This window comes from Streptomyces sp. NBC_01352 (assembly GCF_036237295.1).
In the GTDB taxonomy this organism is placed as follows: domain Bacteria; phylum Actinomycetota; class Actinomycetes; order Streptomycetales; family Streptomycetaceae; genus Streptomyces; species Streptomyces plumbiresistens.
The window spans coordinates 3944264-3957311 of sequence record NZ_CP108354.1; the positions used below are offsets into that span (position 1 = coordinate 3944264).

Sequence of the window (13048 nt, forward strand, 5' to 3'; positions counted from 1 at the left end):
TGGTGCGGTCGGGATGTACCGACCTGGTGTGGTTCGGGTGTCACCCGTTATCCGATTTTGACATCGCTGCGCCCCTGAATGCCTTCGTCCGAATGGCAAGATGCGGTCATCACACGAGGTCGCGACACTCGAAGACGTGTGCTCTCGTCGACCCAGGACCCAAGCACCAGCCGAGGTCCCATGGCAGCTGCCGAACCCATCGGCAGCCGTCCGCCCCATCGGCAACTCCACCCATCCGCCGGAGGAACCCACCATGACCGCAAGCTCCACCCGTCGTACGACCGCCGTGCACTCCCGGCTAGCAGCGGTCGGTGCGATCGCGGTCGCAGGCGCGCTGCTGCTCACCGGCTGCGGTGACCAGACCAATGACAGCGGTTCGGACAGCACCGACACCCCCTCGGCGAGCGCGGCCCCGCTGGCCGACAAGCTGCCGAAGGAGATCCGCGACGCGGGCGTCATCAAGGTCGGTTCCGACATCGCGTACGCGCCGGTCGAGTTCAAGGACAGCTCCGGCAAGACCGTCGGCATCGACCCCGATCTCGCGGCCGCCATGGGCAAGCAGCTCGGCGTGACGTTCGAGTTCGAGAACGGCACCTTCGACACGCTGATCACGGGTCTGCGCTCGGACCGGTACGACATCGCCATGTCCGCGATGACCGACACCAAGGACCGCCAGGAAGGCGTCGACTCCGACACCGGCAAGAAGGTCGGCGAGGGCGTCGACTTCGTGGACTACTTCACCGCCGGTGTCTCGATCTACACCAAGAAGGGCGACGACCAGGGCATCAAGTCCTGGTCCGACCTGTGCGGCAAGAAGATCGTGGTGCAGCGCGGCACGGTCTCCGAGGACCTCGCCAAGGCCGAGTCGAAGAAGTGCACCGGCGGCAAGACGATCGCCATCGAGGCCTTCGACAACGACCAGCAGGCCCAGACCCGTCTGCGCGCGGGCGGCGCCGACGCCGGTTCCTCCGACTTCCCGGTCGCCGCGTACGCCGTGAAGACCTCCGGCGGGGGCAACGACTTCCAGCTGGTCGGCGAGCAGGTCGAGGCCGCCCCGTACGGCATCGCGGTCGCCAAGAACGACACCCAGCTGCGGGACGCCCTGAAGGCCGCGCTGGACGCGATCATCGCGAACGGCGAGTACGACAAGATCATCACGAAGTGGGGCGTCGCCGACGGCGCCGTCAAGGAAGCCACCATCAACGGCGGCAAGTGACCGCGCGGCCTGCGGCCACTGAAAGGCAACACCCGTGACTGCTGACATCGACAAGACGGACGGGCCGGCGGACACCCCGCCGGCCGGCCCGGAGGCCATCAAGGCCATCCCGGTCCGTCACTACGGACGGTACGTCTCCGCCGTCATCGCCCTCGCCCTGCTGGGCGGGGTCATCTACGCGTTCTCCCAGGGCAGGATCAACTGGGGGGCGATCCCGGACTACTTCTTCAACGACCGCATCCTCAGCGGCGTGGGCAAGACGCTGCTGCTCACGGTGCTGTGCATGCTCATCGGCGTCGTCGGCGGCATCCTGCTGGCGGTGATGCGCCTGTCGAAGAACCCGGTCACCTCGTCCATCGCGTGGTTCTACATCTGGTTCTTCCGCGGCACCCCGGTCCTGGTCCAGCTCATCGTCTGGTTCAACCTGGGCCTGGTCTTCGAGACCATCAACCTCGGGCCGATCTACAAGGACGAGTGGTCGCAGTTCATGACCCCGTTCCTGACGGCGCTGCTGGGCCTCGGCCTCAACGAGGCGGCCTACATGGCCGAGATCTGCCGGGCCGGTCTGCTCTCGGTCGACGAGGGCCAGACCGAGGCGTCGCACGCGCTGGGCATGAGCCACGGCAAGACGCTGCGCCGGATCGTCGTCCCGCAGGCGATGCGCGTGATCGTGCCGCCCACGGGCAACGAGGTCATCAACATGCTGAAGACGACCTCGCTGGTGTCGGTCGTCCAGTACTCGGAGCTGCTGCGCGTCGCCCAGGACATCGGCCAGACCTCCGGCGCCCCGGCCGAGATGCTGTTCCTCGCCGCGGCCTGGTACCTGGTGCTGACCTCGATCTTCAGTGTCGGCCAGTACTACCTGGAGCGCTACTACGCCCGCGGCTCCAGCCGCAGCCTGCCGGCCACGCCGCTGCAGAAGATCAGGGCGAATCTGCTGTCCCTGTCGAGCCGTTCGAAGTCGGCGGGAGGTACCGCATGACCGCCATGGTGAAGGCCGAAGGCGTCCACAAGTCCTTCGGTCTGGTCGAGGTCCTCAAGGGCATCGACCTGGAAGTGAAGTCCGGCGAGGTGTTCTGCCTCATCGGCCCCTCCGGCTCCGGCAAGTCCACGTTCCTCAGGTGCATCAACCACCTGGAGAAGATCAACGCGGGCCGTCTGTACGTCGACGGCGAGCTGGTCGGCTACCGCCAGAAGGGCGACAAGCTGTACGAGCTGAAGGACAGCGAGGTCGCGGTCAAGCGCCGGGACATCGGCATGGTCTTCCAGCGCTTCAACCTGTTCCCGCACATGACGGCGATGGACAACGTCATGGAGGCGCCGGTCCAGGTCAAGGGCGTCAGCAGGGCGCAGGCCCGGGAGCGCGCGGGCCAGTTGCTCGAGCGCGTGGGGCTGGCCGACAAGGCGAGCGCCTATCCCTCGCAGCTCTCCGGCGGCCAGCAGCAGCGCGTGGCGATCGCCCGCGCGCTGGCGATGGACCCGAAGCTGATGCTCTTCGACGAGCCGACCTCGGCCCTCGACCCGGAGCTGGTCGGTGACGTCCTCGACGTCATGCGCGACCTCGCCGAGTCCGGCATGACGATGATCGTCGTCACCCACGAGATGGGCTTCGCCCGCGAGGTGGGCGACAGCCTGGTCTTCATGGACGACGGCGTGGTGGTCGAGTCCGGCGACCCGCGGGAGGTCCTGACGAACCCGCAGCACGAGCGGACGCAGTCGTTCCTGTCCAAGGTGCTGTGACGCTTCGCTGAACAGAGCAGGGGCGGTACGGAGATCTCCGTACCGCCCCTTGCCATACGCTCCGTCGCTACTTCAGCGCCAGCAGCAGCGTGTCCGAAGGCGAGCACCACACCGGACGCGCCTCCCCGAAGCCCTTCTCGCGCAGCACGCGCGCGTGCCACGCGGCGGACGGCATGTCACCGTCGGCGTGCTCGCCGTAGATCGCGAAGCGCTGGGCCGTGGGCCCGGCGAGGACGGGGTCCTTGGCGGCGACCTGCCACCACTCGGCCCAGTCGAGGGCGCCGTCGGCCCTGGCCTGTTCCATGCCCTCGTGCCGCCGCGCCCGCTCGGCCGCGTTGATCCTGGGCGTGGTGTCGTCGATCATGTGGTCCGCGTTCATGAAGACACCGCCGTCGCGGACGAGTTCCGCGACCTGACCGTAGAGGGCCGCGAGGGGTTCGCTGTGCAGCCAGTGCAGGGCCGTGGCGGTCAGGACGGCGTCGTACGACTCGTACGGCAGCCTCGACGGCCAGTCGGGGTCCTTGAGGTCGGCGGTGACGAAGGAGACCCGCTCGTCGCCCGCGAAGGTGCCCTCGGCGATGGCGAGGAGCGCCGGGTCGAGGTCGACGCCCGTGCTGGTGGCCTCCGGGAACCGGGCGAGGAGCCTGGCCGTGATACTTCCCGTGCCGCACGCGAGGTCCAGGACGCGCGGGGTGGTGCCGACGAGGGCCTCGACCATGTCGAGCATGATCCGGAAGCGTTCCTCCCGGTCGGGCATGTACCACTCCTGCTGCCGGTCCCAGCTCTGCTGCCAGGCCTGCCAGTCGGTACCGGCCGTGGTGGTGTCCGTGTTCGTGTCCGTCATCGAGCCCCTCCGTCACGATGTCACGTCATAGACGTCACGTAATACCCTGGATGCACGACCGGCTGTTACCCCGTCCGCACGACGACCATAGAACGCCTCCGTAAGGACTACAAGTGGAACTGGCCTATTACTCGGACTACGCCGTACGACTCGTCAACAGCGAGGAACCGGCCCGGGGCAAGGACGCTCTGACATCCGTCGAGGCAATCCACGACCTCTTCGGCGGCAACGAGGGGGTGGCCCGGCGCGCCACGGACGCCGATGTCACCCGCTTCCGGGGCGTACGGGCCCGGCTCCGGGCGGTCTTCGAGGCGGCGGACGCCGGCAGCGAGACCCTGGCCGTGGACCTGCTGAACTCGCTCCTCCTGGAGTTCCCGGTGAGCCCGCAGATCTCCGGCCACGACTACCGGGACGACGAAGGCCGCCCGCTGTGGCACATGCACCTCGCGGACCACCCGTCGAACGCGACCGCGGGCTACGCGGCCATCGCGGCGATGGGCCTCGCCTTCCACCTCACCGAGTACGGCGTCGACCGCCTCGGCCTGTGCGAGGCCGCGCCGTGCCGCAACGCCTACCTGGACACGTCCACGAACCGCTCGCGGCGCTACTGCTCCGACCGCTGCGCCACCCGCGCCAACGTGGCGGCCTACCGCGCCCGCAAGCGCCTGGAGGCCGACCGGTCGGAGAAGACCGGCCTCGCGGCCGACAGCGCCCAGCGCACCGCGGCGAACGGCGAGCGCTGATCCGGCCTGCGCGGCCGGTAGCGGAACCGGACCTTGCCGAGCACCAGTTCGTCCGGCACCGTCCCGTAGTCGGTGCTGTCGCCGCCGGCGTACGCGTTGTCCCCGAGCACCCACCAGCCGCCCTCGCGCCGCTGCGCGGCCCGCTTGACGACGAGCAGGTCCTGCTGGAACGGATGGCGCAGGACGACCACGTCACCGGGCCTGACCCGGGCCCCCCACTGCACGACGAGCTGATCCCCGTGACTGAGCGTGGGCACCATGGACGGCCCGGTCACCTCGGCCAGCCCGAAAGGCAGTACGGCCCCCCTGCGCTCGGTCTCCTGCGACAGCTCCGGCATCGCCGGCACCTCCCCGGTCCGTTCCTCCACCAGTCTCAGTCTGACCCCGGACTTTTGTCCTAAGCCCATGGGGGCACTCGCGAAATCCCTTCCCTCGGGGAGTAATGTCGCACCTGAGAAGACGATCACGAGGAAGGATTGCGCATGCTTTCCCGCCTGTTCGCCCCCAAGGTCAAGGTCAGCGCCCACTGCGACCTGCCCTGCGGCGTGTACGACCCGGCCCAGGCCCGCATCGAGGCCGAGTCGGTCAAGGCCGTCCAGGAAAAGATGGCCGCCAACGACGACCCGCACTTCCAGGCGCGCGCCACCGTCATCAAGGAGCAGCGTGCCGAGCTGGCGAAGCACCACGTCTCCGTGCTGTGGAGCGACTACTTCAAGCCCCCGCACTTCGAGAAGTACCCGGAGCTGCACCAGCTGGTCAACGACGCCCTGAAGGCCCTCTCGGCCGCCAAGGCGTCGACCGACCCGGCCACGGGCCAGAAGGCCCTTGACTACATCGCCCAGATCGACAAGATCTTCTGGGAGACCAAGAAGGCCTGACCTTCCGTCAGCCTGCGCCCGACCGGCGATCGGTGCACCATCGCGGGTCTGTGGGCAACCCGAAGGGGCCCGACCGGACGAACTCCGGTCGGGCCCCTTCGCCGTGTCGGCCCGCGCAGCCGGCCGCGTGCCTCATGCCGCCCTGCGCGCCGAGGAGATCACCGATCCCTGCCGGCGCGGCACGCTGCCCACCACTCGCGCCATCAGCGACGCGAACGAGCGTGGTCGCACGAGGTCCCCCGCCGCCGACGTCCGTACGTCGGCGAACGGCTGCTCGGCAGCGACGACTTCCCCGCCGAGGCAGGCGGCAGGCCGTCCGCGACCTGACCGCCGCGGCACCCTCGTCGCCCTCGGCGTCGTCGCCCTCACCGTCGGCGCCGGAGGATGCGGCCGCGGCCGCATCACGGTCGCGATCCGCCCACCGTCGGGCCCTCGGCACAGGTCAGCGCAGAACGAGCAGGACGGCCAGCGCGACGAGCAGCGAGTCGATCCGGTCCAGCAGGCCGCCGGAACCGGGCAGCCAGTGGCCGGCGTCCTTCGTCTGCACACCTCTCTTGACCATGGATTCGAGCAGGTCGCCGGCCGGGCCGCCGACCGCCACCGCAACCGCCGTCGGCCAGCTCAGCACGGACAGCACGGCGAGCACGCCGAGGCCGGCCGCGGCCCCGGCCAGGGTCCCGCTCCACCGCTTGGCCGGGGAGAGGGGCGACAGCCGCGGCCCGCCCAGCCGTTGACCGGCGAAGTACGCCACGATGTCGGCGACCGAGACCGCCATGAACAACGCGAGCGCACTCGCCCCGAGCGGCACCAGCGCGGCCAGCACACTCAGCCAGGCCAGCCCGAGCAGCCCGGCGCCGAGCCGGTGCAGGCCGTGGTCGGCGTCACCGGCCAGGAGCGGCACCGCGGCCACCGCGAGCGCCCCGATCGCGCCCGCCCGGAGCTCCTGCCCGGGCGCCAGCCAGGCGGTCAGCACCACGCCCGCCACCGCCGCGGCCAGCACCGCCCGGTCCGGCCGGCCCAGCCGCATCAGCCCGCCGAACTCCAGCACCGCGATCACCCCGACCGCGATGGCGACGGCCGCGGCGCCCGGGCGGCCCAGCCAGAACGCACCGGTGACCAGGGGCACTCCGACCGCCCAGGCGCACCACCGGATCAGCAGCTCGCGGCGCCGGGACGCAGCCACCGCGATGCCGCCGAGCACCAGCGCCCCACCGAGGTAGGGCGCCAGGGAGGCCACGGTGATCACCGAGCGGCTCCGGCGGCGGCAACGCCCTCGGGCATCGAAGGGAGCGAGGCCGAACGCGGTCGTAGGGCGTCCAGGGCGGCCCGACAGGCGGCCACGATGCGCGCGTTCTCGGCGGTGTCCTTGACGGCGATGCGCACGGTGCGCCCCTGGTACTCCGAGGACATCGGCGACAGGTCACGCAGGTAGACATCACGGCGGCGGCACTCGGCCACCAGCTGTGCGGCGCTCGGCCCGCCGGACGGCAGGGTGACGGTGAGGAAGTTCGCCACGCCCTCCTCGACCACCAGGGCCTCGTCCAAACAGTCCAGGTCGGCCAGGTCGGCCAGGTCGGCGGCCAGTTGCCGGCGCAGCGCGTGGGTGCGCAGCCAGCAGGCGCTGTAGTACGCCGGGTCGCGCAGGGCTGCCACCGCGGCCAGCTGTGCCGGGAGGCTGACCGGCCAGGGCGGTGTCCGCAGCCGTAGCCGCGCCGCGGTGGTCGGCTCGGCCACCAGGTACGCGGCCCGCATACCGGACAGGGCGTACATCTTGGACAGCGAGCTGCAGACCACCACCCGCGGGTCCGCCGCGGCGAGGCCGGCGAGCGACTCGGTCATGTCGACATAGCCGAGGTATGCCTCGTCGATCCACCAACGGGTTCGAGCCGGTGCGGCGGCGATCACGGAGCGCAGTTCCGCGGCCGGTGCGTGGCGTCCGGTCGGGTTGTTCGGGTTGACCACCACCACGAGGTCGTAGCGGCCGGAGGCGACGGCAGCGGACAGCCGGGCCGGATCGATCCGCCAGCCGTCCTCGCGGCGCAACCGGAACCGGTCCACCCGGCATCCGATCACCCGCTCCGTGACGTGGGCGTACTCGCCGTAGCCCGGGTCCATCAGAAGCACCCTGCTCTGCGGGGTCAGCCACTGGCCGAACGCCCTGAAGATCAGGTCGGACGAACCGGCGCCCACCGCGAGCGTCCCGGTCGGCAGCGCCCGGGCCGCGGCGATCTCCGCCAGCAGGCCCTCGGCACCGGTCGGCGGCGAGGTCCGGGCGGCCCAGTCCGGATCGTCCGCGAGCGCCGCCCGCACCCCGGGGGCCGGTGGGAACCAGGCGTCCAGCACGTCTGCCGCGACGACCTGATGACGCCTGTGCAGGCTGCGGAAGTCCGTCCCGACGGCCGTGAACGAGGCGCCGCCGTGCTCGCAGCCGTCCGGCCGGGGTGCGAACGGCACGTCCAGCCGCCAGTCCACCTCGGACCGCAGACGCTCCAGCGTGGTGCGGTAGCGGTCCATGGTGGTCTTCGTCAGCTCGGTCACATTGCCGGTCAGCACCTCGAACGTCAACGCACCGCTGTGGACGGTACGGCCGACCGGGCGCAGGCCGGCGGCCCGGTACATGGCGAGCAGTTCGGTGCGCCCCATCGCCACCACCCGGCGACCGCCCCGGGCGGCGATCCAGCGCAGCGCCGCGTACATCAGCAGCGGTGCCGCCGCGGAGGCCCGCCAGCGCGGCTCGACGGTGAGGATCCGCACCTCGAACACATCGTCCTCGGTCAGCAGCGGCAGCTCGTCACGAGTCAGGTACTTGTCCAAGGCGTAGCGCCCCAGCCAGGGCGGAGTCAGGCTGACGAAGCCGATGCGTGCCGAGCCCCGCGCCGCGACCAGGTAGACGTTGTCGCCGTCCAGTCCGTCGCGCAGCCGCCCGGCCGGATCCGGCGCATGCTGGCCCAACTCCTGTGCGTACACCCGGTGACGCAGTTCGTGGATCCACTCGAGATCCTCCGGAGTGGCGGAGCGCAGCTGCAGGTCACGGCCCATGAGTACCTCTTCTGACGCAGGGAGGATTGCATCATGGGGAACGCGGATCGGCCGCGCCAGGGCCGAGCGACACACTCGGCCTGAGTACGTGTACTCAGGCGCGGTCGTCCGCCGTGTGTCCCGTCGACCGAGACCCGGGCGGCCGGAGTTCGGCGCCCCGGTCTCTTGCCTGAAGCCGTGTCAGTGGAACTGCGGCACGATCAGATAGATCCCGTACGCCACCACCGCCGCGCAGGCGAGGAAGCACAGGCCGGCCTGGGCGAGGCCGACCGCCGAGGTGCCGCCGTTGCTCTCCCGCGCCCCCTCCCGCGCCCCCTCGAAGCGGGCGAGGCCGAGGATGCCGAGGGCGAAGACGACGACCACGGCGACGGTGACCCCGACGCTCACGGCGGTGACCTGGCCGAGTGCGGTCCAGTCGATGCTCATGGTGTGAACTCCCTTGGCTCAGGCGGCCGTACCGACACGCGTCGGCTCGGTGGCTCGGAGGGCGACCTCGTGGGCGTCGTTGACGTTGTGCGCGCTCACCGGGTTGCGGCGGGAGACGGCGACGATGCCCGCGGCGACGGCGGCGCCGACGAGGGCGACCACGACCGTGCCGGCGTTGCCGCCGTGCTTGACCACGCTCGCGGAGACCCCGCCGACCAGCGCGGCGGCGGGCAGCGTGACCAGCCAGGCCAGCACCATCCGGCCCGCGATGCCCCAGCGCACCTCCGCGAGGCGCCGGCCGAGGCCCGCCCCGAGGATGCTGCCCGATGCCACCTGTGTGGTGGACAGGGCGAAGCCGAGGTGCGCGGAGGTGAGGATGACGGTCGTGGAGGCCGTCTCCGCGGCGAAGCCCTGCGGCGACTGGATCTCGGTCAGGCCCTTGCCCATGGTGCGGATGATCCGCCAGCCCCCGAGATACGTACCGAGGCCGATGGCGAGCCCCGCCGACGCGATCACCCACACCGGCGGACCTGCGTCGTGCCCGAGCGCCCCCGCCGAGATCAGGGTGAGGGTGATGACGCCCATGGTCTTCTGGGCGTCGTTCGTGCCGTGGGCGAGGGAGACGAGGGAGGCGGAGGCGATCTGGCCGAGCCGGAAGCCCTTCGTCACCGAGTTCTCGCGGGCCCGGGCGGTGAGCCGGTAGGCGAGGTAGGTGGCGATCAGCGCCGCGGCGCCCGCCACCACCGGCGAGGCCACGGCCGGGATCAGCACCTTCTCGACCACCTTGTCGAAGTGCACGCCGTGGGAGCCGGCGCCGACCCACACCGCCCCGATCAACCCTCCGAACAGCGCGTGCGACGAACTCGACGGCAGCCCGACCAGCCACGTCAGCAAATTCCACAGAATCGCCCCGACCAGGCCCGCGAAGATCATCCCGGGCGTGACGAGCGTGTCGTCCACGATGCCGCCGGAGATCGTCTTCGCCACCTCGGTGGACAGGAAGGCACCCACCACATTGAGGATCCCGCTGATCAGTACGGCAGTTCTGGGCCTGAGCGCCCCCGTGGCGATGGACGTGGCCATCGCGTTCGCCGTGTCGTGGAAGCCGTTGGTGAAGTCGAAGGCGAGCGCCGTGACGATGACGACGGCCACCAGCAACGTGATGTGGTCCATTCCGCAATGCAAACAAGCCGAAGCCAATCCCCGGCGAACTGAAGGCAAAGGCTGTTCCAGGTCCACGCGCCCGGGTGAGGGAGACCGCACCCGCGGGGCACCGGTCCCCCGCCTACGATCACCGCATGAGCATCCGCTGGACGTACGCCTTCATCGACCGGCCCGCCCAGGGCCTCGGCCGGGTCCAGGAGTTCTGGACGGCCGTCACGGACACGCGACTGTCCGAACCCCGCGGCGAACGGGGCGAGTTCGCGACCCTCGTGCCGGACGGCACGGACGCCTGCGTGAAGGTCCAGGGCGTGGCGGACGGCACAGGGGGCGCGCATCTCGACTTCGCCGTGGCGGACGTACCGGAGTTCGTGACGTCGGCGGTGGGGTGCGGAGCGTCCATGGCCGCCGAGCACGAGGGGTGGGCCGTGCTGCGGTCGCCTGCGGGGCAGTTGTTCTGTGCCGTGCCCTGGCACGGGGAATCGGTGCGGCCGCCGGTGGTGCAGGACAGCCGGCTCGACCAGGTGTGTGTCGACGTCCCGCCGTCCGCGTACGACGCCGAGGTGGCCTTCTGGGGCGCGCTGCTGCCCGACTGGCAGTCCCTGCCCGGATCGCTCCCCGAGTTCCATGTGGTCAAGCCGCCGCCCGGGCTGCCGATCCGCATCCTCCTCCAGCGTCTCGGCGAGGAACGGCCCGTCTCCGCACATCTGGACCTGGCCTGCGCGGACATCGGAGCGACCTGCACCGAACACCAGCGACTCGGCGCGGAACTCGTGGCCCACGGCCGCCACTGGACGGTGATGCGCGATCCGGCGGGCGGCACGTACTGCCTGACGGGCCGTGACCCGGAGACGGGCGGGCTTCCCGCCTAGTCCCACCTTTCCGTGCCTAGTCCCACGCCTCCACGTCGACCACGGCGCCCACCGGGATGGGCCCGTACACGTGCGGGAACTCCTCGCCGCCGGGCTTCGCCGCCTCGTACTTCACCGGCACGTCGAGGCGGGAGGGATCCACGACGAGGACCACGAGATTCTCGACGCCCTCGTAGAAGGCTGCCGCCGTACGCGGGAGCTGGGCGCGGGTCGAGCAGTGGATGAAGCCCTCCTCCTGAAGGGTGCGGCCGCGGGTCGACATCTCGTACGTGCCTCGCGCGCGGGCGGCCTCCCAGAGGGAGCGCTCGGTGAGGTGCAGGATGGGCGTGGGGCTGGTCATGGGATCAAGTTACGGGCTCAGGCGGGCCGCCCGCGCCCTCAAGTAGCGCTGTTCCGGCAGACTCAGGGTCTTGGCCGCGGCCGATTCGTAGGCGGCGCGGGCCTCCTCGTACGAGCCGGCGCGTTCCAGGAGATGACCCCGGACCGCGTCCAGACGGTGGCCCGTGCGCAACTCGCTTTCCAGGGCGTCCAGTTCGGCGAGCCCGGCTCGCGGCCCCCGCACCATGGCGACGGCGATCGCACGGCCCAGCCGCTCGACGGGCCCTGGGACCAGGCGCACGAGGACGTCGTACAGGCCGAGGATCTCCCGCCAGTCCGTCGCCTCGGCGGTCGGCGCCTCGCCGTGCACCGCGGCGATGGCGGCCCGCACCTGGTAGGGGCCGGCGGGGCCGTGGCTCAGAGCGCGGGTGACCAGGGCGACCCCCTCCTCGATCGCGGCCTTGTCCCAGCGGTCGCGGTCCTGCTCGTCGAGGGGGATCAGCTCGCCGTGCGGGCCGCTGCGGGCATCGCGGCGGGCGTCGGTGAGCAGCGTCAGGGCCAGCAGGCCGGCCACCTCGCCGTCGTCGGGGAGAAGGCGGTGGACCGTACGGGTCAGACGGATCGCCTCGCCGGCGAGGTCGCGCCGCTGGAGGGCGGGGCCGGAGGTCGCCGTATGGCCCTCGTTGAAGATCAGGTAGAGGGTCTGCAGGACGGCGGGCAGCCGCTCGGCCCAGTTGTCCGGCCGCCCGAAGCGCACCCCGCGCACCTTCTGCTTGGCGCGGCTGATGCGCTGGGCCATGGTCGCCTCGGGGACGAGGTACGCGCGGGCGATCTCCGCCGTGGTGAGGCCGCCGACCGCGCGCAGGGTGAGCGCGATCTGCGCGGGCGGGGGCAGATCGGGGTGGCAGCACAGGAAGAGGAGCGAGAGGGCGTCGTCCTCGCGGGGCGCCCGTTCCACGCCCGGGGGTGGTGACGTGAACGCGTCGCGCGGGGCGAGTGCCGCCGCCTTCTCCTCCCGCGCCCGCCGCGCGGCCTCCGCCCGCAGAGCGTCGGTCAGCCGCCGCGAGGCCACCTTGATGAGCCACCCGCGCGGGTTGTCCGGCACCCCTGCCGAGGGCCACTGCCCGGCCGCCGCGAGGAGTGCCTCCTGTACGGCGTCCTCGGCGGCGTCGAAATGGCCGTACCGCCTGACCAGCGCGCCGAGGACCTGCGGCGCGTGGCGGCGCAGCAGGTCCTCGATCTCGCGGCCGGTGCTCACGGTCGGGTCAGCAGATGTCCCCGGCGCCTTCCAGGATGGGCCGGATCACCACCGGGTAGTCGGGGGCGCCCTCGGGCTGCGGGCAGCGGGTGATGCGGTCGGCGATCTCCGTGACGCGCTCCAGGCTCTCGCACTCCAGCACCCAGTAGCCGGCCATCAGCTCCTTGGTCTCGCTGTACGGGCCGTCGGTGATCACTGCCTTGCCGTCGTCACCGAGCGTGACCGTTCGGGTCTTCGCGGGCTCGGCCAGGCCCTGCCCGTCGACGAACTCGCCGGTCTCGGAGAGGTCGTTGTTGATGGCCTCCATGTAGGCGTACATCGTCTGGAGATCCTGCTCGTTCCAGGCCGGGGAGCCCGGGGACGCCTTGCCGCTCATCGCCTCGTAGTCCGCCTGGGTTCCCTGCACCATGACCAGGTACTTCATGAGTTCGCTCCTTCGCGTCTTCGGCGTCTTCGCCTCGGCCAGCCCGTGGTGGGCGGCTCTCACAGGGGACGTCGGAGCCGGTCGGGGGTTCTCGACAACTCGGCTCGGCTTTTTCTTCGACCCGCTTTT

15 protein-coding genes are annotated in these 13048 nt (G+C 71.0%); 6 read left to right on the forward strand and 9 right to left on the reverse strand.

Translation table 11 applies throughout. From position 1 onward, the window contains the following. The first annotated feature begins 253 nt into the window (after window positions 1–253). The 3 genes from OG252_RS18240 to OG252_RS18250 are packed head-to-tail and all read left to right on the forward strand — an operon-like array spanning window position 254 to window position 2956. The gene (locus OG252_RS18240; RefSeq protein WP_266433896.1) at window positions 254–1216 is read left to right on the forward strand and encodes an ABC transporter substrate-binding protein; all 963 of its coding nucleotides are present in this window, start codon (window positions 254–256) and stop codon (window positions 1214–1216) included. A 34-nt stretch (window positions 1217–1250) separates the two neighbouring features. Further along, window positions 1251–2198 carry an amino acid ABC transporter permease gene (locus OG252_RS18245; RefSeq protein WP_266433898.1) on the forward strand — a complete coding sequence of 316 codons (948 nt, stop codon included), beginning with the start codon at window positions 1251–1253 and terminating at the stop codon, window positions 2196–2198. Then, entirely contained in the window at window positions 2195–2956 is a 762-nt protein-coding gene (locus OG252_RS18250) for an amino acid ABC transporter ATP-binding protein (RefSeq protein ID WP_323185962.1), read from the forward strand. The genes OG252_RS18245 and OG252_RS18250 overlap by 4 nt, the downstream gene beginning before the upstream one ends. 67 nt (window positions 2957–3023) lie before the next feature. Here OG252_RS18250 and OG252_RS18255 read toward each other — a convergent pair whose 3' ends face one another. Then, the gene (locus OG252_RS18255) at window positions 3024–3800 is read right to left on the reverse strand and encodes a class I SAM-dependent methyltransferase (protein ID WP_266433900.1); all 777 of its coding nucleotides are present in this window, start codon (window positions 3798–3800) and stop codon (window positions 3024–3026) included. A 113-nt stretch (window positions 3801–3913) separates the two neighbouring features. Here OG252_RS18255 and OG252_RS18260 point away from each other — a divergent pair, with 113 nt between their 5' ends. Beyond that, on the forward strand, window positions 3914–4543 hold the full coding sequence (locus tag OG252_RS18260) for a CGNR zinc finger domain-containing protein (protein ID WP_266433902.1): 630 nt from the start codon (window positions 3914–3916) through the stop codon (window positions 4541–4543). On the opposite strand, the gene sodX is transcribed toward OG252_RS18260, so the two are convergent. Further along, entirely contained in the window at window positions 4447–4881 is a 435-nt protein-coding gene (sodX, locus tag OG252_RS18265; protein ID WP_266448091.1) for a nickel-type superoxide dismutase maturation protease, read from the reverse strand. The two genes, OG252_RS18260 and sodX, sit on opposite strands and share 97 nt — an antisense overlap. Before the next feature lie 144 nt (window positions 4882–5025). On the opposite strand from sodX, the gene sodN reads away from it, so the two are divergent. Then, the gene (sodN, locus tag OG252_RS18270) at window positions 5026–5421 is read left to right on the forward strand and encodes a superoxide dismutase, Ni (protein ID WP_020123534.1); all 396 of its coding nucleotides are present in this window, start codon (window positions 5026–5028) and stop codon (window positions 5419–5421) included. Between the two features lie 442 nt (window positions 5422–5863). Here the strand turns inward: sodN and OG252_RS18275 are convergent, their stop codons facing one another. From OG252_RS18275 to OG252_RS18290, 4 genes are all read right to left on the reverse strand, one after another. Continuing rightward, window positions 5864–6667, reverse strand: a complete 804-nt coding sequence (locus tag OG252_RS18275; protein WP_266433904.1) for a phosphatidate cytidylyltransferase — start codon at window positions 6665–6667, stop codon at window positions 5864–5866. Beyond that, window positions 6664–8460: a histidinol-phosphate aminotransferase family protein gene (locus OG252_RS18280; RefSeq protein WP_266433906.1), complete on the reverse strand. Its 1797-nt coding sequence runs from the start codon at window positions 8458–8460 to the stop codon at window positions 6664–6666. Before OG252_RS18280 ends, OG252_RS18275 begins: the two co-directional genes overlap by 4 nt. Before the next feature lie 180 nt (window positions 8461–8640). Beyond that, a complete protein-coding gene (locus tag OG252_RS18285) occupies window positions 8641–8886 on the reverse strand; it encodes a hypothetical protein (protein WP_266433908.1) in 246 nt (81 codons plus the stop codon). Between the two features lie 18 nt (window positions 8887–8904). Continuing rightward, on the reverse strand, window positions 8905–10059 hold the full coding sequence (locus OG252_RS18290; RefSeq protein WP_266433910.1) for an inorganic phosphate transporter: 1155 nt from the start codon (window positions 10057–10059) through the stop codon (window positions 8905–8907). A 125-nt stretch (window positions 10060–10184) separates the two neighbouring features. Here OG252_RS18290 and OG252_RS18295 point away from each other — a divergent pair, with 125 nt between their 5' ends. Next, window positions 10185–10919: a VOC family protein gene (locus OG252_RS18295; protein ID WP_266433912.1), complete on the forward strand. Its 735-nt coding sequence runs from the start codon at window positions 10185–10187 to the stop codon at window positions 10917–10919. Between the two features lie 16 nt (window positions 10920–10935). Here the strand turns inward: OG252_RS18295 and OG252_RS18300 are convergent, their stop codons facing one another. Genes OG252_RS18300 through OG252_RS18310 form a run of 3 tightly spaced genes read right to left on the reverse strand, consistent with a single transcriptional unit; the run spans window position 10936 to window position 12919 of the window. Next, entirely contained in the window at window positions 10936–11259 is a 324-nt protein-coding gene (locus OG252_RS18300) for a DUF952 domain-containing protein (protein WP_266433914.1), read from the reverse strand. Between the two features lie 9 nt (window positions 11260–11268). After that, on the reverse strand, window positions 11269–12495 hold the full coding sequence (locus tag OG252_RS18305; RefSeq protein WP_266433916.1) for an RNA polymerase sigma factor: 1227 nt from the start codon (window positions 12493–12495) through the stop codon (window positions 11269–11271). Window positions 12496–12502: 7 nt separating this feature from the next. Continuing rightward, window positions 12503–12919: a YciI family protein gene (locus OG252_RS18310; protein WP_266433918.1), complete on the reverse strand. Its 417-nt coding sequence runs from the start codon at window positions 12917–12919 to the stop codon at window positions 12503–12505. Window positions 12920–13048: the final 129 nt, after the last annotated feature.

What these genes read in the sequence shown, in the direction of transcription:
- sodX (WP_266448091.1), bottom strand. Translation starts at nt 4,881, where the DNA reads ATGCCGGAGCTGTCGCAGGAGACCGAGCGCAGGGGGGCCGTACTGCCT.
- OG252_RS18285 (WP_266433908.1), bottom strand. Translation starts at nt 8,886, where the DNA reads ATGAGCATCGACTGGACCGCACTCGGCCAGGTCACCGCCGTGAGCGTC.
- OG252_RS18310 (WP_266433918.1), bottom strand. Translation starts at nt 12,919, where the DNA reads ATGAAGTACCTGGTCATGGTGCAGGGAACCCAGGCGGACTACGAGGCG.
- OG252_RS18240 (WP_266433896.1), top strand. Translation starts at nt 254, where the DNA reads ATGACCGCAAGCTCCACCCGTCGTACGACCGCCGTGCACTCCCGGCTA.
- OG252_RS18250 (WP_323185962.1), top strand. Translation starts at nt 2,195, where the DNA reads ATGACCGCCATGGTGAAGGCCGAAGGCGTCCACAAGTCCTTCGGTCTG.
- OG252_RS18290 (WP_266433910.1), bottom strand. Translation starts at nt 10,059, where the DNA reads ATGGACCACATCACGTTGCTGGTGGCCGTCGTCATCGTCACGGCGCTC.
- OG252_RS18280 (WP_266433906.1), bottom strand. Translation starts at nt 8,460, where the DNA reads ATGGGCCGTGACCTGCAGCTGCGCTCCGCCACTCCGGAGGATCTCGAG.
- sodN (WP_020123534.1), top strand. Translation starts at nt 5,026, where the DNA reads ATGCTTTCCCGCCTGTTCGCCCCCAAGGTCAAGGTCAGCGCCCACTGC.
- OG252_RS18300 (WP_266433914.1), bottom strand. Translation starts at nt 11,259, where the DNA reads ATGACCAGCCCCACGCCCATCCTGCACCTCACCGAGCGCTCCCTCTGG.
- OG252_RS18255 (WP_266433900.1), bottom strand. Translation starts at nt 3,800, where the DNA reads ATGACGGACACGAACACGGACACCACCACGGCCGGTACCGACTGGCAG.
- OG252_RS18295 (WP_266433912.1), top strand. Translation starts at nt 10,185, where the DNA reads ATGAGCATCCGCTGGACGTACGCCTTCATCGACCGGCCCGCCCAGGGC.